General features: G+C 62.5%; 17 protein-coding genes and 3 pseudogenes. 10 read left to right on the top strand and 10 right to left on the bottom strand.

Annotation, left to right across the window (positions count from 1 at the left end):
• Positions 1-81 precede the first annotated feature (81 nt).
• A complete protein-coding gene (locus CIT31_RS14920; protein WP_065011992.1) occupies positions 82-687 on the top strand; it encodes an NADPH-dependent FMN reductase in 606 nt (201 codons plus the stop codon).
• 62 nt (positions 688-749) lie between these two features.
• On the opposite strand, the pseudogene CIT31_RS14915 reads toward CIT31_RS14920, so the two are convergent.
• Positions 750-1,152 (bottom strand): annotated as a pseudogene (locus CIT31_RS14915) (winged helix-turn-helix transcriptional regulator).
• A gap of 96 nt (positions 1,153-1,248) precedes the next feature.
• Here CIT31_RS14915 and CIT31_RS14910 point away from each other — a divergent pair.
• From CIT31_RS14910 to CIT31_RS14895, 4 genes and pseudogenes are all read left to right on the top strand, one after another.
• Positions 1,249-2,230: pseudogene (locus CIT31_RS14910) on the top strand (quinone oxidoreductase family protein).
• Positions 2,231-2,830: 600 nt separating this feature from the next.
• Positions 2,831-6,481, top strand: a complete 3,651-nt coding sequence (locus CIT31_RS14905) for a tetratricopeptide repeat protein (protein ID WP_095519163.1) — start codon at positions 2,831-2,833, stop codon at positions 6,479-6,481.
• Positions 6,481-8,325 carry a CHASE2 domain-containing protein gene (locus CIT31_RS14900; RefSeq protein WP_095519162.1) on the top strand — a complete coding sequence of 615 codons (1,845 nt, stop codon included), beginning with the start codon at positions 6,481-6,483 and terminating at the stop codon, positions 8,323-8,325. The genes CIT31_RS14905 and CIT31_RS14900 overlap by 1 nt, the downstream gene beginning before the upstream one ends.
• A gap of 128 nt (positions 8,326-8,453) precedes the next feature.
• A pseudogene (locus tag CIT31_RS14895) lies at positions 8,454-8,648 on the top strand (DUF1857 domain-containing protein); the annotation flags it as partial.
• A 193-nt stretch (positions 8,649-8,841) separates the two neighbouring features.
• Here the strand turns inward: CIT31_RS14895 and otnK are convergent.
• From otnK to CIT31_RS14875, 4 genes are read right to left on the bottom strand one after another with little or no spacing between them, the layout of a single operon-like run.
• Positions 8,842-10,119 (bottom strand): 3-oxo-tetronate kinase, encoded by a 1,278-nt coding sequence (otnK, locus tag CIT31_RS14890; protein ID WP_095519161.1) that lies wholly within the window; start codon positions 10,117-10,119, stop codon positions 8,842-8,844.
• A complete protein-coding gene (gene otnI, locus CIT31_RS14885) occupies positions 10,116-10,934 on the bottom strand; it encodes a 2-oxo-tetronate isomerase (RefSeq protein WP_095519160.1) in 819 nt (272 codons plus the stop codon). The genes otnK and otnI overlap by 4 nt, the downstream gene beginning before the upstream one ends.
• Positions 10,935-10,952: 18 nt before the next feature.
• Positions 10,953-11,897: an L-threonate dehydrogenase gene (gene ltnD, locus CIT31_RS14880; RefSeq protein WP_095519159.1), complete on the bottom strand. Its 945-nt coding sequence runs from the start codon at positions 11,895-11,897 to the stop codon at positions 10,953-10,955.
• A gap of 29 nt (positions 11,898-11,926) precedes the next feature.
• Entirely contained in the window at positions 11,927-13,240 is a 1,314-nt protein-coding gene (locus tag CIT31_RS14875) for an MFS transporter (protein WP_095519158.1), read from the bottom strand.
• A gap of 212 nt (positions 13,241-13,452) precedes the next feature.
• On the opposite strand from CIT31_RS14875, the gene CIT31_RS14870 reads away from it, so the two are divergent.
• Together CIT31_RS14870 and otnC are read left to right on the top strand one after the other, a co-directional pair.
• A complete protein-coding gene (locus CIT31_RS14870; RefSeq protein ID WP_095519157.1) occupies positions 13,453-14,469 on the top strand; it encodes a LacI family DNA-binding transcriptional regulator in 1,017 nt (338 codons plus the stop codon).
• Entirely contained in the window at positions 14,466-15,131 is a 666-nt protein-coding gene (gene otnC, locus CIT31_RS14865; protein WP_029350051.1) for a 3-oxo-tetronate 4-phosphate decarboxylase, read from the top strand. Before CIT31_RS14870 ends, otnC begins: the two co-directional genes overlap by 4 nt.
• A 62-nt stretch (positions 15,132-15,193) precedes the next feature.
• Here otnC and CIT31_RS14860 read toward each other — a convergent pair whose 3' ends face one another.
• From CIT31_RS14860 to CIT31_RS14845, 4 genes are all read right to left on the bottom strand, one after another.
• Entirely contained in the window at positions 15,194-16,504 is a 1,311-nt protein-coding gene (locus CIT31_RS14860) for a hemolysin family protein (protein ID WP_095519156.1), read from the bottom strand.
• A 157-nt stretch (positions 16,505-16,661) separates the two neighbouring features.
• Positions 16,662-17,369 (bottom strand): LssY C-terminal domain-containing protein, encoded by a 708-nt coding sequence (locus CIT31_RS14855; RefSeq protein ID WP_095519155.1) that lies wholly within the window; start codon positions 17,367-17,369, stop codon positions 16,662-16,664.
• A gap of 88 nt (positions 17,370-17,457) precedes the next feature.
• The gene (locus CIT31_RS14850; protein WP_095519154.1) at positions 17,458-18,258 is read right to left on the bottom strand and encodes an extensin-like domain-containing protein; all 801 of its coding nucleotides are present in this window, start codon (positions 18,256-18,258) and stop codon (positions 17,458-17,460) included.
• A gap of 194 nt (positions 18,259-18,452) precedes the next feature.
• Positions 18,453-19,355: an extensin-like domain-containing protein gene (locus tag CIT31_RS14845; RefSeq protein ID WP_165778441.1), complete on the bottom strand. Its 903-nt coding sequence runs from the start codon at positions 19,353-19,355 to the stop codon at positions 18,453-18,455.
• Between CIT31_RS14845 and CIT31_RS35135 the strand changes: the two genes are divergently transcribed.
• Positions 19,285-19,458 carry a hypothetical protein gene (locus CIT31_RS35135; RefSeq protein WP_165778404.1) on the top strand — a complete coding sequence of 58 codons (174 nt, stop codon included), beginning with the start codon at positions 19,285-19,287 and terminating at the stop codon, positions 19,456-19,458. The genes CIT31_RS14845 and CIT31_RS35135 overlap by 71 nt on opposite strands.
• Before the next feature lie 65 nt (positions 19,459-19,523).
• On the opposite strand, the gene CIT31_RS14840 is transcribed toward CIT31_RS35135, so the two are convergent.
• Complete coding sequence (locus tag CIT31_RS14840; RefSeq protein ID WP_029350061.1) at positions 19,524-19,949, bottom strand: DUF3775 domain-containing protein; 426 nt, start codon at positions 19,947-19,949, stop codon at positions 19,524-19,526.
• A gap of 197 nt (positions 19,950-20,146) precedes the next feature.
• Here CIT31_RS14840 and CIT31_RS14835 point away from each other — a divergent pair, with 197 nt between their 5' ends.
• The gene (locus tag CIT31_RS14835) at positions 20,147-20,689 is read left to right on the top strand and encodes a tetratricopeptide repeat protein (protein WP_095519152.1); all 543 of its coding nucleotides are present in this window, start codon (positions 20,147-20,149) and stop codon (positions 20,687-20,689) included.
• Positions 20,690-20,971: 282 nt separating this feature from the next.
• Complete coding sequence (greA, locus tag CIT31_RS14830) at positions 20,972-21,445, top strand: transcription elongation factor GreA (protein ID WP_095519151.1); 474 nt, start codon at positions 20,972-20,974, stop codon at positions 21,443-21,445.
• The last annotated feature ends 184 nt before the right edge of the window (positions 21,446-21,629 follow it).

Genomic DNA, 21,629 nt, shown 5'->3' with positions numbered 1-21,629 from the left:
CTTGCGCCTCGTGAGTGCAGTCACTCATATAGCTCAGGTATCTAAACGATACCAGAAATTTGCCTGAAGGAGAGCCCCTCTATGTCCAAACCCAAAATCGCCATTGTCGTCGGTTCGACCCGCGCCGCACGATTTGCCGACGTTCCGACCCAGTGGATCGCCAAGATCGCCAAGTCGCATGCCGACATCGACGTGGAGGTGGTCGACCTGCGCGACTTCCCGCTGCCGTTTTTTGACGAGGTCGCATCGTCCGCCTGGGCGCCGTCGCAGAATGAAGTGGCAAAGCGCTGGCAGAAGAAGGTCGCCGAGTTCGATGGCTTCATCTTCACCGCCGCCGAATACAACCATGGCCCGACCGCCGTGCTGAAGAACGCGATCGACTACGCCGCCAATGAATGGAATAAGAAGCCGGCCGGCTTCGTCGGCTATGGCAGCGTCGGCGGCGCGCGGGCCGTCGAGCAGCTGAGGCTGCATGCGGTTGAGCTCCAGATGGCGCCGGTCAAGTCCGCCGTCCATATTGCCTGGGCCGATTTCCTCGCCGTCAGGCAAGGTGAAAAGAAGCTCGACGAGCTTGAGCACCTGAACCAGGCGGCGACCGCGCTGGTCAACGACGTTGCATGGTGGGCCAAAGTGCTGAAGGCGGCGCGTCAGGCTGACGCGGTGGCCGAGGAAGTCAAGGCGGCCTGAACCGCAGACCAGAACAATCCTCCCAAGGATTCCGGGGCGGCGCTTGCGTCGCCCCTTTTTGATTAGGCTAAGGCTGGCTGCCGCGCCTGCCGAGGCCTGATGATGCAATCGGCAAGGCAGTCCATTTCGTTCAGCTCACCCGCATGGTGCTGGCCCCACTCGCAGAGCGCCAAAAGGATAGGCTCGAGGGCCGAGTCGCGTCGCCGAATATTCGACGCCCGAGGGAATTTCGGCAAAGATCTCGCGTCTGACAAGACCGTGTTCCTCCATTTCACGAAGCTGCTGGATCAGCACTTTCTGGGTGATATCGGGAACCAGCGTCTTCAGCACCGAAAGCCTTCGGGGGCCGTCGAAGAGATGGTAGAGAATAACAGCCTTCCATCGGCCCGAGATCACTTTCAGGGCGCGTTCCGCCGGCAGCAGAGGCAGTCTCTTGGTTTGCAGCCTTTTGGCCAGCTTGGCCATGGTCACCTCCTGGTCAGCAGGGGACAAATGAGTGTGTAGTCGCGATCAGGCAGATAGTGGCAAACAGCAGCCGATGCCATAGCGATGGGTGCATGCATGAGAGCCATTCAACTGAACCGTTTCGGCGGTCCCGACGTCTTCGACGTCGTCGAAATGCCGAAGCCGCTGCCGGAGGCCGGCGAGGTGCTGATCCGTGTTCGCGCGGCCGGCGTGAATTTCTTCGAAGTGCTGATGCGCGGGGATCGCTACGCGGTGACGCCGCAATTGCCGATGGTTCTCGGCGTTGAGGCTGCCGGCACCGTGGAGGCGCTTGGTCAAGGGGTGGATATCTCGCTGACCGGAACACGCGTCGCGCCGCCGCTGTTCGCTTCGAAGCGTCCCTTTGGCGGATATGCCGACTATGTGACGATCGACGCAAAGCTGGCCGTGCCTTTGCCCGACGCGCTCTCGTTCGAAGACGCGACGGACTCGATGGTGCAGGGGCTGACGGCTTTTCATCTGCTGCGGCAAAGCCCGCCAGCCGGCAAATCGGTGCTGGTCACTGCAGCCGCGGGCGGTGTCGGCTCGTTGCTTGTCCAGCTCGCCAAACGCCAGGGCGCCAGCACCGTGATCGCGGTCGCCGGCAGCAGGGCCAAGCTCGATCTTGCCCTGTCGCTTGGAGCCGATGCCGCGGTCGACTACAGCACGTCGGATTGGCCCGCGCGTGTCCGGGAAGCGGCAGGCGGCGCCAGCGTCGATGTCGTCTACGACATTGTCGGCGGCCCGGTGACGGCGGCGTCGCTACAAGCTCTCGCGCCTGGCGGAGAGTTGGTCTTTGCGGCGCTGGGCAGATACGCGATCGGCGCTGCGGAACTGGAAGCGATGATCACCCGAAACCAGTCCTTGCGAGGTTTTGCCCTGCTTCCGCTGCTCTCTGCCGATGGCCTCAGGGCCGGCCTGTCGGAGCTTTTCCACCTGGCCGCCAGCGGCCAGCTTGCCGTGACGCAGGGCGGCCGCTATCCGCTCGGACCAGGCAGCCGAAGCACATCGCTCGCTGGAGGAGCGTCGCTCGACCGGCAAGGTCGTGCTGATACCTTAGCAATTTTAGGAAAAGTGTGAGCGGTTTTCCGTCCGGAATTGCGCAAAAGCAAAGAGATAGAGCGGTTCGGCGTTTCCGTGAAACGATGAACCGCTCTAGTATCGTGGTCGACGATTAACTGCGCACAGGCCAATCGTGGAACCTGTCCGCTTTGCGCCGCATGTCGGCCGTTGAGGTGACTTTAGCTGTTGCCCGATAGCGGACGTTGCCGGCGACCACCTTGGACATCGTTGTTGCGCCATAACGCGACCTTCAGGGCGCTCCTTCAAAGCTGCCCTTCGCGCATTGGTCGGAGTCACCCAAAGCGGAGTTGCGGAGGGCTACGCCCTCAGTCTTTTCACAGTCTGGACGACGCTGTCCAGAAGCAGCTGGCTTCGGTCAGCCACGGGTTTTCAAGCGACGAAGATGGTCCCACTTTGAACTCCCTTCACTCAACTGCTTATAGGTCACAGCCGCCCGGACATACCGCCTGTTTTCCGATGCTGTGTGTCCGGGCAGCAACGTTTGCCGTGCTCGGCGATCTGCTGCAACGGAGTATTTGACAGTTCGATGAATGAACCGTCATAAAGCCGTTCGAAGAGGGGGAGCTTCAGAACTGCGATGCGGGGGGCGGTAAGTTTTTCGCTGTTGTTGACGGCGCTCGTCGGCATCCAGCCGGCAGCGGCCGATGTCGTGCCGCGCAACCAGCCGGCGGCCGGGTCGGTCATTGCCCGCAAATCGGGCGAGGAAGTGCGCTTCCTAGAATTCGCCTCTTGGCAGGTGGTCGATCTCAGGCAGGACGTCGTCCCCGGCGACTATCTGCGCACCAACGCCACCGGCAGCCTAGCAGTGCTGTTTGCCGACCGCACCCAGATGCGGCTTGGCCGCAATACGACGCTCCTGGTCAAAAAGATCGGCGCGGCGTCCGACACCGAGTTCAAGCTGGAGAGCGGCACCATCTGGGCGCGAGCAGAGCGCGGCGGCGAAGGGCTGACCATCGACACGCCCGCCGCCGCCGCCGCCATCCGCGGCACCGACTGGACGATGACCGTCGACGGCAACGGCCGCACCTCGCTGATCGTGCTGGAAGGCACGGTAGAACTCGCCAACGAATTCGGCTCGGTCAGCGTCGCCGAAGGCGAAGCCGCGGCGGCCACCATCGGCTCGGCGCCGACGAAGGTCGTCATCGTCGATTCGGACGACCGCGAGCAGATGCTGTTCTACTACTCCTTGCGCGACGCTTTCACCGTCCTGCCAGCATCGGCATTGTCGAGCCTGGACATGCGCAAGGCGCGCGCCAAGATAAAGGCGATGGAGCCGTCGTCCCGATCCGCCGAGGACTGGGTGACATTGGCCGAGGTTAATCTTGACTTTGAAGGGCGGGAAGCGGCGCGCGACGCGGCCAGGCAGGCGCGACAATTCCCGCTGACGCGCGCGCAGGAAGCCCGGCTCGATCTGATCGACGCGTTGATCGCCGGCGCCGAACAGCGCTATGCCGAGGCGGCGCATCTGTTCGAACGCGCGGCGCCGCATCTCGATCCCAGCCGGCGTGTCATGGCGCGCTATGGCGGCTACTATGCGCGCTCGCTGGCTGACCCCAGCCATTTCGAAGCTCCGCCGGTCAATGCGGATGCCGGCGTCGCCGCGGCCATCGCCGAGGCTCTGACGGCCGGATTTCTGGTCGACCTCAAAGCTGCAATTGCCGTTCTCGAAAGAGCCGAACGGCGCTATCCCGGTGATCCGACGCTGCCCGCCCTCAGGGCACAAATTGCGTTCCTGCTCGACGACCGCGAACAGGTGGAAGCGGCAATCGATCGCGCTTTGTCGCTCGACCCGGATAATATGATCGCGCTCCAAGCACGCGCCAGTTATCGGGCCGGAATCAAGGGCGATCTTGAAGGCGCGCTTGCCGACCTCGAGCGCGCGGTGGAGCTGGCGCCCGGCTCGGCGAGCTGGAACGCTCTCGGCCTCGTTCAGAGCGCGCGCGGCGCCACTCGCGAGGCGGAGGCGGCGCTGAAGCGCGCTATCGAACTCGACCCGAAAGATCCTGTCCCCCACGCCAACCTCGCCATCATCTATCTCGAGCAGGACCGCACGGCCGAAGCGAAGGCCGAAATCGACACGGCGCTCGCAGTCGATCCGGCGTTCGACATCGGGCTGGTTGCGCGCGGCCGCTACTATCTGCAGACCGGCGAACTGGACAAAGCGCGTGACGACCTGCTCGCCGGCACGACCGCCAATCCGGCCTATTCCAATGGATTGCTGCTGCTTGCCGTCGCCTATTACGAAGCCGGCGAGCTGGAACCCGCCGAACAGGCTATCGAAAACGCCGACCGCCTTGATCCGAACGATCCGGTGATTTCATCCTTCCGCACGGCGGTTGCAATCGACGAGTACGAAGCCGACAAGGCGATCGCCAGCGCACAGGAAGCGCTGAAGCGCACCAGAGCGCGCGGCGGCGACTATGCCGCGCTCAGCGCCAATCGCGACACCGGCTCGACGTTGAACGACGCGTTCCGGCTACTCAATCTCAACGCCTGGGGCCGCTACTACGGCGACGCGGTTTTTGATCCCTTCACCGGCTCCGGCTATGTCGACCAGGCGCTTGCCGGTAGCTTAAATCCCTTCGTCAACAATCTGCGTTTCGGCGACGTGCCGACGGAACCGGGCCCTAATACAACCAGCTTCTCATCGTTTTTCCAAGGCTTGATGCTCGACCCGCAAATGCTGGCCGGCCGCCAGAGGAGCGCCAACATTCTCCGGCGACCTTTCATCGAAACCACCGTCGGCGGGGGTTTTGTCGCCGATGACGGCGATCTGGGTTGGAACAGCGAAACCGAAACCCAAGGGTATCAAGCAGCTCCCTTTCCCTGGAGCTTCTACGGCAGGATCAACGGTTTGGAGACCGACACGCGTCGCGGCGATGATCCAGCGACCGGCCAGTTCGATCTCGAGGACCGGTCGATCACCGGCACAGGCTATATGGCCATGAAGCCGACGCCGAATGACCGGGTGGTGGCGTATATCGATGTCAAGGACTTCGAGTTCGACCTAAGCACAGTGCTGGACCCTACCGTTCTGCCGCTAGGAGGAACGTATGCCGACTCCGGCGACACCCGAACCGGCAACGCCGGGGTCGCCTGGAGCCATACATTTGGTTACCAGAACGTTGCCAGCGCGGCGCTGTTTGCGACCGACATTACGGATCGAAGCAACAGAACCCGCTTGGAGGAAATCGGCTTCGGGGAAACAGGATTCATTCTGGAGAGTGAGACCAGCCAGCAATCCTATCTCGCCGCATTCAATCACATCTACGGAACCGGTGACTTGACTCTCCGATACGGAGGTGAGGGCGGACTATTGGAAGTCTCAAAAGACGAAACGTTTTCTTTCGTGTTTCCTTTTATCCCGGACACAATCATATCCGAATCCACTACGGCAGTCGATGTCGCCATTGGGCGAGTCTATTTCGACGCCGTCTACGAGTTCAACCCCAATCTCAAAGTGGAGGGAGCCCTATTCGGCACTTATCTCGACGGTGGCACGATTGATGAACAACGCCTGGAGCCTCGCCTCGGTGTCGCCTGGACGCCTTTCGAAGGCCATTACCTACGCGCCGGGTTCCTGCGCGAAGGCTCGTTCATAACGTCGGCGACCTTGGCGCCGGTCGGAATACTCGGCCTGCAATCCAATCAGAATTCTCTAGCTGTCGACGGCTTTTCGGACACGTTTGCCGCGCGCTGGGACGCCGAGTGGAACAGCCGCCTTTTTACGGCCGTCGATTACCAGCATCAGGAATTCGAGAAACTTTCGATCGGCGTTCCGGCTTCCGCCACCACAATCGATCTCAGCGAGGGCCGGCTCGACCGGATCAGCGCCACGGCCAACGTCTGGATCGGCAACGGCTTCGGCGCGTTCGCGACCTTTGCCTACGCCGATTCAGAGAACGAAGATCCGACAAGTCCAGGCTTCGGCGGCCCGCTGCCCTTTGTCCCCGAAACGTCCGCGCGGTTTGGCCTGACCTGGGTTCACCCGTCCAACATCAAGGTCACGCTGGCCGAAACCTATGTCGGCTCACGCACCGGCGATGCGGCGGGGACTGAGCTCGAATCCTACTGGTCGACGGATGCCTTCCTGACCTGGGAACCTTTCGACAAACGATTTGAACTCGAAATTGCCGCGTACAATCTGTTCGACGAGGAGTTTCAGGTCGCATCGTTCACCCCCGGCTGGGGCCGCAGCATCGTCGGTTCGCTGAAGGTCCGGTTCTGATGTTTGCAGGCGGGCCGTGGTGGAAGGGCCTTGGCGCTTCCACGCCCGGAACCCCCTCCCGCCGCAACGGCATTCTTGCGATCGCGGTCCTCGCCGTGCTGCTGGTTGCTGGTCTGTCCCTGCTCACGCCATGGAAGCTCGTCGAGGCGCGCGCTTTCGATTATCTCTCGACTATTTCGCCGCCGCCCCCGCCCGATGACGGGCCGGTCATTGTCGCCATCGACGAGCCCTCGCTTGCCGAGATCGGCCCGCAATGGCCATGGCCGCGCGATCTTCACGGGCGGCTCGTCGAGGCTCTGCGCCGCGCTGGAGCGAAAGCCGTCGGGCTCGACATCATCTTTGCCGAGCCGTCGACGCCGGCCGCGGACGAAGCGTTGGTCAAGAGCCTTGGCCCGGACGTGGTTCTGGCCGGCGACGAGACATTCATCGAGACCGAGCAGGCCGCCCAGCATGTCCGGGTCGAGCCGCTGGCCATTTTCACCGCGACGAGCGCCGCAACCGGCATCGCCTCAATCGCGCCCGACGGCGACGGCATCCTGCGGCGCGTGCCGGGCTATGGCGACGGCTTTGCGGCAGAGCTTCTGAACGCCGCCGGCCGGCCGGCCACTGTACCGCGAAACGCGCTGCTGCAGGCCTTCGGCCCGTCTCGCACATATCCGACCGTCTCCTACTATCAGGCGCTCGATCCCGACAGTTTCCTGCCGGAGAATTTTTTCCGCGGCCGCATAGTCATGGTCGGGCTCAGCCTGCAGAACGCGCCGACGCTGTCGCAAGGCGGCGCCGACGTCCACGCCTCGCCGTTCACCATCCGCACCGGCAGGCTCGTTTCCGGCGTCGAGATCCAGGCGACGGTCTTCGACAATCTGGCGCATCAGCTGTTCATCGCGCGCGCCCCGGCATGGGCGGCAATTCTCTCGATCCTGCTTGGCGCGGGCATTAGCGTTCTTGCCGTCTGGAAGTCGACCGGATGGAAGACCCTGGCCGGCGCTGTGGTTGCCGTGCTGGCGCTCCTCGCCGGCAGCTATATGGCGCTGCGCTACGGCCGTGTCTTCGTCGCGCCGCTGGCGCCAGCGCTTGTCTTTACTCTTGTCGCAAGCGCGCAGGCGGCGCGCGATTTCGCGGCGGAGCGGAAGCTTAGGCGCGGCATAACGCGCGCCTTCTCGCAATATCTGTCGCCGGCCCTGGTGGAACGCCTGGCGCGCGACCCGACGCAGCTTCGCCTTGGCGGCGAGGTCCGCACGCTGACCATTCTCTTTTGCGACATTCGCGGCTTCACCACCATCGCGGAGGCGATGAAGGGCGATCCCGAGCGGCTGACGACGCTGATCAACCGGCTGCTGACGCCGCTTTCCGACGTCGTGATGGCGCATGGCGGCACCATCGACAAATATATCGGCGACTGCCTGATGGCATTCTGGAACGCGCCGCTGGACGATCCAGACCACGCCATCCATGCGGTGGAGGCCAGCCTCGAAATGCTCGCCGCGCTAGATCGGCTGAACGCACAATTGCAGGCGGAGGCCGAAACGCGCGGCGAAACGCCGATTGCGCTGCGCATCGGCATCGGCGTCAACACCGGGCAATGCGTCGTCGGCAATGTCGGATCGGAGCAGCGCTTCGACTATTCGGCGCTCGGCGACGCGGTCAATCTGGCATCGCGGCTGGAGGGCGCCTCGAAGGATCTCGGCGTTCCGCTGGTGATCGGCCGGGCGACCGCCGAACTGGTGTCAGACAGGATTCCGCTGACCCCGCTGCGCGAGATCACCGTAAAGGGGCGCGGCGAGTCTACCATGGTCTATGCCCCCGCGGCGGTAAGCGCACCGGTTTCGACAGCCGCAAGTTAGGCGGTTGTCCGTTCGCGTTCGAACAGGATTGTCGGCGACCCCTTGTAGCTCGTTCTGGTTATCTCGCGATAACGGCATTTCAGGGCGACGTTTACGGAGCCGGTATTGTCCGGATCGAAGAGGCACGCAACGAACTGTTCGAGGATGATGCCGGCGAACTGCAACTTCGGTTCTACTGCTATATCGGCCTGCGCGGCAAAGAGCCGAACGGCCCCGAGGAGCAGGCCGAGCAGGCGCAGTTCGACAGCGACCAGGGCTACAAGGCCGCCCTCCTCTCGACGCTGAAACTCACCCGCGAGTTGCTGGCGGATGGTTCGCTCTAAAACGGGTTGAGCGACCAGTGGCCTCTCTCATTTCCAGCAGGCAGGGCCGCCCTCCTTACATGAAGAGCGCCGTGACGACATTCGCGACGACGCGTCAGGATATTTGCGCCAGCGCCTCCTGGATGAACGGCAGCTCCCTGAGCCGCATCTGAAACCTGACCGTCTGGAAACGGCCCCAGAGCCGCCACGGCGCTTATGCCATGATGGCCAAAGCGTCCGCGAAGAAGCTTTCGCCGCCGAAATTTCCAGATTTAAGAGCCAACACCATGTCGCCGTGGCGACCTCCGATACTGTGCAAGACGGGCACGCCCGCAACGATTTCCTGCCCGAGTCTAAATGCTGGAATGGCAAGCCGGTCGACCACCGCGCCGGATGTCTCTCCGCCCGCTACGATCAGCCGGCGCACGCCGCGTTCCACCAGGCCTTCGGCAATCGCCGCGAGGGATTGTTCGATGACCTGGCCGACCGCATCGCGTCCGTAGCGGGTTTGCAACCTTGATACATCATCCGGATTGGAGCTGCTGGCGATGATGACGGGAGTTCGGGCCATCCGCTCGGCCGCCCAATCGAGGGCAAGCTGGGCCTCCTCCCGCCCATTCATAAGCTTTTCCGGATCGAGCCGCAGGACGGGCATTGTCTGCTCGGCTTTGGCGATCTGTTTCAAGGTTGCCTGTGAGCAGCTTCCGGCAAGAATAGCTGCCGGTCCCGCGACCGGCTTGCCGTAAACAGCAGTCCTCTCGTGGCGACGTACGGTGCCCGCTGCAATCAGGCCGCGCGCAAGACCCAATCCCAAACCCGACGCTCCGATCGACAATCGCTGACGAAGTGCCGCCGCGCCAATTGCTTCGAGGTCGCTCTCGAAGACGGCATCGGTGATGGCTGCTCCGTTCCCATCGGAGGCCAGCTGTGCCAGCCGCTCGACGATCGCCTCCGCGCCACGCGCAACGATTGAGAGATCGACGAGTCCAACCGACGCAGCACTCTGCCGAGCTAGAACGCGGACCAGGTTGGCATCGTGCATGGGGTTGAGCGGATGATCCTTAAGCGGGCTTTCGTTGAGCGGCGCCGCACCGACGAATAGATTGCCCTGATAAACGGTGCGACCGGTCTGCGGAAAGGCCGGCGTCACCAGCACCGTTGTTTCACCGGCATCGGCGCGCAGGGAATCGAGCACCGGGCCGATATTGCCCTTGTCAGTCGAATCGAAGGTGGAACAGATCTTGTACATGACATGATCGGCGCCGCGCTCGCGCAGCCAGCGATCAGAGGCACGGGCACGTTCGACCGCCTCAGATGCGGCGATCGACCGGATTTTCAGCGAAACGACGATCGCATCGACTTCGGGCAAAGCCAGGTGGTCCGTGGGAATTCCGATGGTCTGGATCGTACGCAGACCCTCTTTGGCCAGCGTGTTCGCCAGGTCCGAGGCACCGGTGTAATCGTCCGCGATGCAGCCGAGCGAGAGCGTCATGGTAGAACTCCACGCTTGGCACCGGAAATTGGGCTCTGGCGCTCGCCGGTATAGGGAACGAGCCAGCTGAGCCCGTCGAGCGTCTTGCTCCTCGGCCGGTATTCGCAGCCGACAAAGCCGGCATATCCTAGCCGGTCCAGCTCGTCGAAAATGAAGTGATCATCGAGTTCCCCGGTCGCCGGTTCATGCCGCGAAGGCACGCTGGCGATCTGGATGTGACCAATGAGCGGCATCAGCCGGCGAAGCGCCATGGTGACGTCACCATGCATGATCTGACGATGGTAGATGTCGAATTGCAGCTTGAGATTGGGTAGCGCCAGGTCGCGGACGAGAGCTTCAGCGAAGCCGAAGTCGTTGAGGAAGTAACCCGGCATGTCACGGCCGTTGATCGGCTCGATCAAGAGATGGATGCCTCGGTCGGCAAGTTTCCCGGCCGTCCAGACGATGGCCTTCCGGTAGGCCTCGACAGCTTCCTTGTCGTCGCGAGAGGCAATGCCCGACATGAGATGGAGGCGCTTGACGCCGGTCGCCTCTGCGTAGGAGAGCGCTGTTTCAACGCCGACCTGAAGCTCATCGAACCGTTCTGCCAGGGAGGCCAGTCCACGCTCACCGGCAGCCCAGTTACCGGGCGGCAGGTTGAACAGGACCTGGCTAAGACCGTTCTTTGCGAGGCGTTCCGCGATCGCATCGGGTCTATGCTCGTAAGGGAAAAGGAACTCGACCGCTTCAAAGCCGGCAGCGGCGGCCGCAGCGAACCGGTCGAGGAACGGCCATTCGTTGAACATCATGGTGAGATTGGCGGCGAAGCGGGGCATGGCTGGGTCCGGTTCTGGTCAGGTTTGCGGTTCGCCGGGCAAGTCGGTGCCCGTGATCTTTGCGTAGAGTCGGGCGACCGAAGCATCGTCATCGCGCCCCATCCCGGCCGCCGAGGTCATCAGGAACATCTGCAGCGCTGCGGCCGCGACCGGCACGGGGAACTTGGCGCTGCGCGCCATATCCTGGATGATACCGAGATCCTTGACGAAAATGTCGACGGCGCTGCGTGGGGCATAGTCGCCGTCGAGCACGTGCGGAATCCGGTTCTCGAACATCCATGAATTGCCGGCCGAGGCGGTGATGACCTCGTAGACCTTGCGAATATCGAGCCCTTGCCGTGCGGCCAAGGCGATGGCTTCGCTCGCTGCCGCGATATGCACACCGGCGAGCAACTGGTTTATCATCTTGAATGCCGCGCCGACGCCCGGTTCATCTCCAAGTTCATAAAGCTTGGTTGCCATCGCGTCGAGTGCGGGCCGCGCCCTGGCAAAGGCGGCGGCGCTGCCGGAGGCCAGAATAGTGAGGGCGCCTTCCGCCGCGCGGACCGACCCGCCACTGATTGGCGCGTCGAGATAGAGCCGTCCGGTGGTTTCCAACCGGGCGGCCAGATTGCGTGCAACGTCAGGATCCATGGTGGCTGAGGAGACGAACACCGCGCCATCTGTCAGGGTTTCGGCCACTCCATCCGCACCAAAGAGGATCGCTTCGGTCTGCGCCGCGTTGACGACGACAGAAACCACGACGTCCGCGGCCTGGGCGGCCTCGGCGGGGGTTTGTGCCCCCCGCCCGCCGTTAGCGACAAGGCGCGCCACCATCTGCTCGTTGACGTCGAAGCCGGTCACCTCGAACCGGGCGCGGCGAAGCGATGCCGCCATCCCAAATCCCATCGACCCGAGGCCAATAACCGCGACCCGTAGTGCGGCTGCAGCTGGGATATCCTTCTGCTTGTCGGTGGTGGTCATAATGGAAACTCCTGCATGAGGCGGTTCGGCTAGCGGTTGACCAGTTTGGGTGGGACCGTCAGAACCAGGATCGCGCCGACCACTAGAATTGCGGCCAGCGCGTACATGCCGACCTGGGTCGTTCCTGTCAGATCCTTGAGATAGCCAACGAGATAGGGGCTGACGAAGCCGGCGAGATTTCCGACCGAATTGATGAGCGCAATACCAGCCGCAGCACCAGTTCCGCCGAGGAACGCTGTGGGCAGCGACCAGAATAGCGGCGCACAAGTGATCGCACCCGCTGCGGCCAGCGACAAAAAGGCAATCGCGATGGTGGGATCGGGCGAGGTAGCTGCAATCACAAAGCCGACTGCTCCAAAGAGAGCGGGAACCACCAGGTGCCAGCGGCGCTCGCGATATCTGTCGGCGCTGCGGCCAAAAAAGTTCATGGCGATCACAGCGCAGATAAACGGGATTGCGCTGATTAGTCCGATGTTGAGGTTGCCGGCGACGCCCGTCGCCTTGACCAGCGTGGGCATCCAGAACGTCAATCCGTACTGGCCCAATACGAAGCAGAAATAGATCAGACACATCAGCCAGATCCGGGGATCGCGGAAAATGCCGGCGACGGAGTGTGAGCGTTCCTTGCCGTGCTCTTCCTGGGCGATCTCTCGCTCGATCGCCTGCTTCTCCGCTTCGCTCAGCCACTTGGCCTGACGGATGCCGTTGTCAAGGAAGAAAAAGACTGCGATGCCGAGCAGGATTGCTGGAACCGCTTCGATCAGGAACATCCACTGCCAGCCAGCAAGGCCGTTGCTGCCATGGAACGAATCCATGATCCAGCCAGAAAGCGGATTACCGAAAATCCCCGAGATGGGGATCGCGGACATGAATATCGCGATGATCTTGGCGCGCCGATGCGAGGGATACCAGTAGGTGAGGAAGAGGATGATGCCGGGGTAGAAACCAGCCTCGGCGACACCGAGCAGGAAGCGCAGCAGGTAGAACATCGGGGCAGATGCAGTGAACATGAAACCGGCTGAAATCAGGCCCCAGGTGATCATTATGCGGGCGATCCAGACGCGTGCCCCTACTTTGTGCAGGATGACGTTGCTCGGGACCTCGAACAGGAAATAGCCGATGAAGAAGATGCCGGCGCCGAGGCCGTAGACGGTTTCACTGAAGGCAAGGTCGATCGACATCTGCAGCTTGGCAAAGCCGACGTTGACCCGATCGAGATAGGCAACGACATAACACAGCATCAGAAACGGCACGATGCGCCAGAAAACTTTGCTGTAGGCAATCCTTTTGATGTCGTCTTCTGCTCCGGCCTCAGCCGGAAGCGTCGGGGTCAGTATCGTCATCTGTGTCCTCCCATAACGTAGCGGTGGTCCCTCAGGTCTCACGCGCCTGGCTGAATTTTGGCAGCGCTTGCATAGCCCATAGCACGAGAATGGCAGCGCTGCCAAACGAAAAGTGGCAGCGCTGCCAAATCCTGTTGAGTGCGGCGCTGGAATGTGACAAAAGAAGCGTCAGGAATTGGAGTCGTACCGACGCATCGAGCCGAGAAACCGGAATGCAGAGCGAAGCAGAAGACGGTACGCAAACCGGCGCGATGATAACCCTCACTGACGTCGCGCGCGCGGCTGGCGTCGGCGAAAGCACCGCCTCGCGCGTGTTGCGAGGGCATGGTTCCTTCTCGACCAAGACACGCGAGAGCGTACTCACTGCCGCGCGGAGCCTCGGCTATGTGCCAAACCGGATCGCGGGAACCCTGGCCTCCATGGGGTCCAAGCTCGTCGGTGTCGTCATTCCCTCGCTAAGCAACATCGTCTTTCCGGATGTGCTGCGCGGCGCCAATACGGTACTGGTCGGCGCCGGCTTCCAACCTGTCGTCGCGGTGACCGACTACGATCCGGAGCGAGAGGAGAGCGTCATCGAGTCACTCCTCAGCTGGCGCCCAGCCGGGATGATGGTAGCGGGGCTCGAGCACACCGAGCGCACCGGAGCGATGCTGCGGAACGCCCGAATCAGAGTGGCCGAATTGCTCGATACCGATGGAGAGGGCATCGACATCGTCGTGGGCTTTTCCAACCGCAAGGCAGGCCGGGTGAGCGCTCAGCATTTGATGTCGCGCGGCTATCGCTGCATCGGCTACGTCGGCCACGACCTCAGCCTGGACCTCCGCGCGGCCAAGCGTTTCGCAGCGTTTCGTGCGGCCCTGGGCGAAGCCGGGCTGAGCATCATCGGAGAAGAAATCATTCGTGCCGCATCTTCGATCGAAGCCGGGCGCGACGGGCTGGCTCGATTGCTGGAGCGGTGTCCCGATCTGGATGCGGTTTACTTCTCCAACGACGACATGGCGATCGGCGGCTATTTCCACTGTCTCGCCCACGGCATCACGATACCGGACCGGCTGGCGATCTTCGGCTACAACGGTCTCGATGTAGCCAGAAGTGCGCCGCAGCCACTTTCGACCATCCTGACGCCGCGAGTGACCGTCGGTGAGATCGGAGCACGGCTCGTCTGCTCCGATGGGCCATCCGCAGTGGTCGATATCGGGTTCGAGCTGATTGAAGGGGCGACGACGTGACTGAAACCAAGCTGAGGGACGATATCTGCCGCTTCGGACGTTCGTTGTTCGAGCGCGGGCTGACGCCGGGATCGTCAGGCAATATCAGCCTGCGGCTCGATGATGGGGGCTGGCTGGTCACTCCCACGAATGCCTCGCTAGGATTCCTGGATCCTGCCCGAATTTCCCGCCTCGATGCGCAAGGCAGGCTGACGTCTGGCGATGCGCCGACCAAGGAAATTCCATTGCATACTGCGCTCTATCAGACGAGGGCAGAGGCGCGCGCCATCGTGCACCTGCACTCGACCCACGCAGTCGCCCTTTCCATGCTGCCGGAAATAGATTCCAAGGCGGTGCTGCCGCCGATGACGCCCTACTACCTGATGCGCGCCGGACAAACCGCGCTGGTGTCCTATCATCGCCCAGGCGACCCGGCGGTTGTCGCTGCGATCAAGGGCCTCGCCGGGCGCTACTCCTCAGTGCTGCTGGCAAACCACGGTCCCGTGGTCGCGGGCGAAACGCTCGAGGCCGCCGTATTCGCTACCGAGGAGCTGGAAGAAACCGCAAAGCTCTATCTGCTGTTGCGCGGCCTCAATCCCCGCTACCTATCGCCGGAACAGGTCGCCGATTTGGTGCGGGTTTTCGGGATATCCTTGCCGGAGCAGGACGGGCACCACCATTAGGACACCCTAACCGGAACAGGCTCATTCCTGCTTGCGAACAGGCCCATACATCGTGTTGATTGTTAGCGCACGATTTCGCGATGGCCGCCGGGCAGGCGCGTGGCGATGAGCTTGTCGATGCGGCGGCCGTCGAGGTCGACGACCTCGAAGCGCCAGCCCTGCGCGTCCACGCATTCGCCGGTCGTCGGCAGATGGTGCAGGTGCGACAGCACGTAACCGGCGACAGTCTCGTAGTCGCGGTTCTCGGGCAGGTCGATGCCGAGAACGTCCGCCATCTCGTCGGCCTGCATGTAGCCGGCGAGCAGCCATGAGCCGTCCTCGCGCTTGACGGCGTTTTCCTCGTCGCCGGCGTCGAGGTCCGCCCGGAAGACGCCGGTGATAGCTTCCAGTATGTCCGCCGGGGTGACAATGCCTTCGAAATGGCCGTATTCGTCATGGACCAGCGCCATCGGCACGTTGGATCCCTTGAGTGTCGAAAGGACATCCAGCGCGTCGGCCTGGTCATGGACGATGGGAGCGGTGCGTACGTGCCGGCGCGGGTCGAGTGCGCGACCGCCAAGCATCGCGGCCAGCACGTCGCGGGTCTGGACGACGCCGATCATGGCGTCGACACTGCCATCGCCGGCTGGCAGGCGCGAATGCTGGGTCTCCATCAAGAGCTTGCGGGTCGCCACGTCATCGGACTGCAGGTTGATCCAGTCGACCTCGGTGCGCGGCGTCATCACCGCGCGGACGGCGCGGTCGCCGAGCCGCATAACGCCGGCGATCATGCGCCGCTCGTCGGATTCGATGGTGCCGTGATGCTCGGCCTCCGCGACCAGCATCTTGATCTCCTCGTCGGTGACCTTCTCCTCGCTTTCACCGCGCTGGCCGAGCAGCCAGAGCATAGCGCGGCCGGAAATGTCGAGCAGGAAGACCAGCGGCGCCGAGACGGTGGCAAGGATGGTCATCGCCGGAGCAACCCTGGCGGCGACGCGTTCGGGATCGCGCAGCGCGATCTGCTTGGGCACCAGTTCGCCGATGATGAGCGAGAAGTAGGTGATGAGGGCGACGACGATGCCGACGCCGATCGGGTCGGCAAGGCTTTCGCGGATGCCGGTCGATGCCAGGAACACGGACAGCCGCTCACCGAGCGTGGCGCCGGAAAAGGCGCCTGACAAAACACCGACCAGGGTGATGCCGATCTGCACGGACGACAGGAATTTGCCTGGATTGGAACCGAGCGCCAAGGCGCGTCCGGCACCCGTCACGTTGCGGTCGATCATCGCCATGAGGCGGGCAGGCCGTGACGAGACGATGGCAAGCTCGGACATTGCCAGAAGGCCGTTCACGCAGATGAGGACGACCACGATAGCGATTTCAGCGTAAAGCATGAGGGGTCAATAGCATTGCGGTGAGGTCTTCGAAAATAGATGGACGTCATTTTTCATGGCGGCGGGGCGCAACCATCTCACACGGCATCCCATGGTGGCGACGAAAAATGCTCGATCAGGGCGACGATGAGCCGGAGGCCAGCGGCTCGTCTTGCGCCTACGGCAACTGCAGCAGCACGCCCACCACCGCCTTGCCGTCGGTGAAATAGGGATCACCGCCGCCATTGCGCCCGGTCTTTGTCGCACCGATGCCTGATATCTCGCTGGTCAAGATCAGCATGCCTGAGGCAGAAAGGTCCCGGATCAGGAAGTCGCGCTCGGCGTCGATGTCGGGACCGATATGGTGGGTGATCGCGCCGGTGTCGTGGCTGAGGCCGACGCCGCGATCGAAGCTTGCCGCACCCAGCCAGAGCGGCCGGCCATCGTCTCCGGTCGCATCTGTCTGCCAGAAGCGGACGTGATGACGCCGGTCGGCACTGTCGCCGACCGGCTTCTCGAAGGCGAGATCCTGTGCACGGCCTTCGAATAACAACCGGCTGACCGGCGCGTCGGGATAGGGCCGATCGAACAGCACGCTTTCGCCGATCTCGATCGCGGTCTTCAGCGTGAGGGCGTCGGCCGTGTCCCATCCGGCGACGGCGAAGGCGTGGACCAGCTCTTTTTTGGTACCGACGAGGCCGACATTGATCGGATCGCCCGCAATGCCCTGCGGCGTGTGTGTCACCATCTCGAAGCGCTGCGTTCGGAAGTTGCGGTCCCGCAGGGTCCAGAATTCCGGTGCGGCGAAATAGGCGAGCACGAGATAGCCGGCACAGAACGCCACCAGCCAGATCGTTGCGCGTCGTCGAAGGCTTCGTCGGCTCACGAGATACCACCCAGGCGATACGGCATCACCTTATGCGGCGTCATTCTACGCGGCGGCGCAGAACTTGGGCAGTGGGCATCGCTTGGGCTCAGCGGCAGGCGCGGTAGCCGTTCTTACGGTTCTTGATGTCGAAATGGAAATGGTTGCGGTGATCGTAATTGTAGCCGGGGCCGAGCACAGTGGTGAAATACTCACAGCCGTCGGCGCGCACAGTGTTGAGGAAGCCGCGCGTGCGGAAGGCGAATAGGCCGGGCTTGCGCACGTCGATATCTTTGCCATTGCCGAGCTCGATGCTCATGACGTCGAGGGCGTTGCCCTTGCCGTGCTCCGACAGCACGCCTTCGCCGGCGATCCTGCGGCAGGAATAGCTCGAGCCCTGGCGAATGGTCTTGACGCCGGAGAAATAACGCCAGCGGGCGGAGGGCACGAGTTCATTCCTGGTCCAGCCGGCGAAGGTGGCGGCCATGTCGCAGGTCAGTGTCGCGGCCGGCTTCATCCCGATGCTGCCGATAGCCGAGACCTTGACTGGATAGTCGATGCCGCACTGGCCTTCGCGGATCGGCGCAAGGTCGGTGTAGACGACGCCCAGGCGCTTCAATTCCTTGCGGCAGTCGACCTCGCTGGCCGGCATCTGTTCGGTTGGCGCCATCGGCTCGTCCATGCGCGGATAGGCGGCGGTCATGTATGGGTTGGAGGGGACGAGGCGCTGCATGCCCGCGTAGTTCGGAACGGCTGATGTCTGGCTTCCGACATCGACGGCCGGTTCCAGCGAAAGTACGCTGCCGGTGGTGCATGCCGAGATCGCTGCGATGGCAAGCGAGCCGGGAATCATGCGCGCGCGTCTGGTTTGCCGCACGGCGATAAGCGCGGCGCGAAATATCCCGGCCATCGACAAGATCCCTGTCCCCGAGCCTGGTCCCGATCAGGCTCTGTCTCGATGTTTGATCATGATCATTCTCCGAAAACCGGATCCCACTTTTCGGGCTCATGATCAGATGAGACAGAGCTTAACCGCCAAGAGTAAAGGAAAAATCAGCGGCCGCGTTTACGGCTGCGGCCAAATTGCGGCGCGCATGTCGGTCGTCACTGGCAGAAGGCGCCGCCGTTGCGGCGCGGTGCAAGATCGAGATGGAGATGCTGCGAATGATCCGTATCGCTGCCCGGGCCTAGCACGGTCTTGAACGGTCCGCAGGCTGCCTTGCGCACCGCGTTCAGGAATTTCGCGTCCTTTTCCGGCGGCACTGGGCCGACGTCGATCCTTCTCCCGTTCGACAAGGTGAAGCTCGCGATATCGAGCGCATTGCCGAAAGCGTGCTCGGACAGTTTCCCTCCGCCGTGGCGCGGCCGGCAGACATAGGCGGATGCCTGGCCGACCGACTTGAGATTGGCGCCGAGTTCGGCCTTGGCCGCCGGCTGGATGGTATTGGCAGCGAAGCGCGCGGCGGCCTCGGCCATCTGGCAGTTCAGCTCGGTTTCGGGGTGGATATCCAATGACTTGCCCAGCGTCTTCAGCGCGATCGGATAGGGGATAGAGCAGCCGACCGCCGCATCGTGCTCGGCCTTGCGTTCCTCGAAGTCGACACCCATCGACTTCAGCCGCCTCCGGCAAGCAAGTTCCTCGTCCGGCATATTTTCCTGCGGCACAGAGGCCGAGCGCGGGTCGGGAGGGATTTCTTTCTCCTGCGCTTGCGCCGGCTTCTCCGGTGGTTTCGGGGTGGCGGCCGGTGGTTCGGCCTCGGCGGGCTTTTCGCTCGGCGTTGGAGCGATTGCCGGCGGCTCCGGCCGGGCTTCCTTATGCTGGTCCTGCTGGTCCATTTTGTCGGTCGCAGGTTGATCAGGCTTTGGCCCATCCGCAGGGCGCGGTTCGGGGATCGGCACGTCGGCAGGCGCGGCTTCTTGCGCTGGTTGCGGCTGATTGAGCTCCGGGACAGGCACGGTTTCAGGCAATTCCGGAGCTTGGGCCAGGGCCGATCCTGCGGACAGCATCGCCGCCGCCAAAGACAACGCCAATCTGTTCAATCCGGCCAATCTGATCAATGTGGCCAATCTGATCAATGTGGGAGGGGTCAGCGCCGCCATTCGCCGTTAACGGTGAGCGAATGCGGAAGTTGCCTGAACGAGGGTTTTGGCCGATCACGAACGGTAACCGCGGTGTTACGCACCGATCGCTTCCAGCCCTTCCTCCAGCCAGTCGGCCAAGAGCGGCATGCCGAGCAGATATTTCGCCGTGCGCTTGTTGGCGCGCTCGCGCGCGGCCGCCAGCGCGTCGGCCCATTCCGAGGCGTCATAGTCGCCGCGTCCAACCCAGGCCAGGGCGACCAGTTCGGCCGCCTCGTCGACATTGAGGTCGTTGATCAGTTCGCGCAATTCTTCTTCGGTGAGGTTTTCGGAACTTTCCTCGACGAGACCGTCATGATGATGATTGTCATGCGCCTCGCCGTCGAGTTCGACCTCGTGCTCGGCGCCATCGGCATAGTCTTCGTTGACGGCGGCGCTCAGCGCCTTCGCCTTGAGGATGAACAGGCGCACGGTGTCGGGACCGATCGAAAGCTCCCATTCCTTTTCAAGGCGCCGCTGCACTGGCTTTCTCCGCATACTCCGTTGCCGTTTGCTGGATGATAGCGAATTTGCAGCGCTCGTCACGTCATGTTCGGCACTTCTATTTTCCGACTGGCGCGGACCGTTCAAAAAGCGTTCAATGGCCATGACTTTTTTCCGGGATGAAACGGCTTTTGCCCGGCGTTAGTCTTGCATTGTCATGCTTCAAGGAGAGTCCGATGCGCAGACGATTGCTGATCCAGGTTCTGGCGGTTGCCGCCCTGCCGCTGTTTGCTGTTCCGGTGTTTTCGGCCGGTGAAGGTGGAGGTGGCGGCGGCGGCAACCAGACCGTCACGCAGTGTAAGAAAGGCATGGTCTGGGACAAGAAGAAGCAAAAATGCGTGGCACCGAAGCAAGGCATGCTGGACGACGACAACATCTATGAAGCCGGCCGCGCGCTGGCGATGGCCGGACGTTATGACGAGGCGATTGCGGTGCTCAGCCTGGCTGCAGACAAGGAAGACCCTCGCATCCTCAACTACCTCGGCTACTCGCACCGCCATTCCGGACGCGTCACCGTCGGTCTCGGCTATTATGAGGAAGCGCTGCGCATCGATCCTGATTATACGCTGGTACGTGAATATCTCGGCGAGGCGCATCTGCAGATCGGCGATCTCGCCGGTGCCCGGGAACAGCTGCGCGAGATCGAGAAGCGCACCGGCAAGGGATCTCGTGAATACGGCATGCTGTCTGAGCAGATAGACCGTTTCATGAAGAGCTGATTCGAAGCCCAAAACGCTCCTCACTCCGGCTGTGAGCAATCGCAGCCGGTTTTTTACCGCTCGCCCGGCCAGCCGTGCTGCCGTGACGGCATTTCAAAAAATGGCGGGTGAATTTTTCAAAACCGATTTTTTGGCGTGAAAAACCCACGAAGATTGCTATATTGGGGGAAATTGCGGTGAGACGGTTCCGTTAGCCCGAGGCTGCCGGACCGTTTTCTTTTTGTACCCATCGACAAGGTCGCTCCCGGAATGCGGGGGCGGCGGCAGGAAAGGTCAGGCATCATGATCAAGGTCCCGATGACAGGCGAGGGGTTCGCGTCATTGAAGGAAGAACTGCGCTGGCGCCAGCAGGAAGAGCGGCCGCGCATCATCGAAGCGATCTCCGAAGCGCGCTCGCATGGCGATCTTTCCGAAAATGCCGAGTACCACGCGGCGAAAGAGGCGCAAAGCCTCAATGAGGGTCGCGTCAACGAGCTCGAGGACTTCATCGCCCGTGCCGAGGTGATCGACATCACCAAGCTCAGCGGCGAAAAGGTCAAGTTCGGCGCGACCGTGGTGCTGGTCGACGAGGACACGGAAGAGAAGAAGACCTACCAGATCGTCGGCGACCAGGAAGCGGATGTGAAGTCCGGCCGCATCTCGATCTCCTCGCCGATCGCGCGGGCGCTGATCGGCAAGGAAGTCGGCGATGCGATCGAGGTCAACGCGCCAGGCGGTGCGCGGGGCTATGAGATCGTCCAGGTGCAGTTCATCTAGGGGTAGAGCGGGCAGGATTGGTTCCTGAATCGCACTGTTTTAGCCCGAGGTTTGCGCTGCCGCTCATCGCCCTGCCGGGCACTTCTCCCCGTATAGTGACGGGGAGAAGGACGCCGTGACCGACGGTTTCGCCAATTATCAGCGTTGCAGGACAGGCGCCGAGTTCGCGTCCAGCCCCCTTCTC

The organism is Mesorhizobium wenxiniae (assembly GCF_002284535.1).
Lineage (GTDB): Bacteria > Pseudomonadota > Alphaproteobacteria > Rhizobiales > Rhizobiaceae > Mesorhizobium > Mesorhizobium wenxiniae.
The sequence above is the reverse complement of the archived record's forward strand: the minus strand, read 5'-3'. Positions and strand labels throughout refer to the sequence as shown.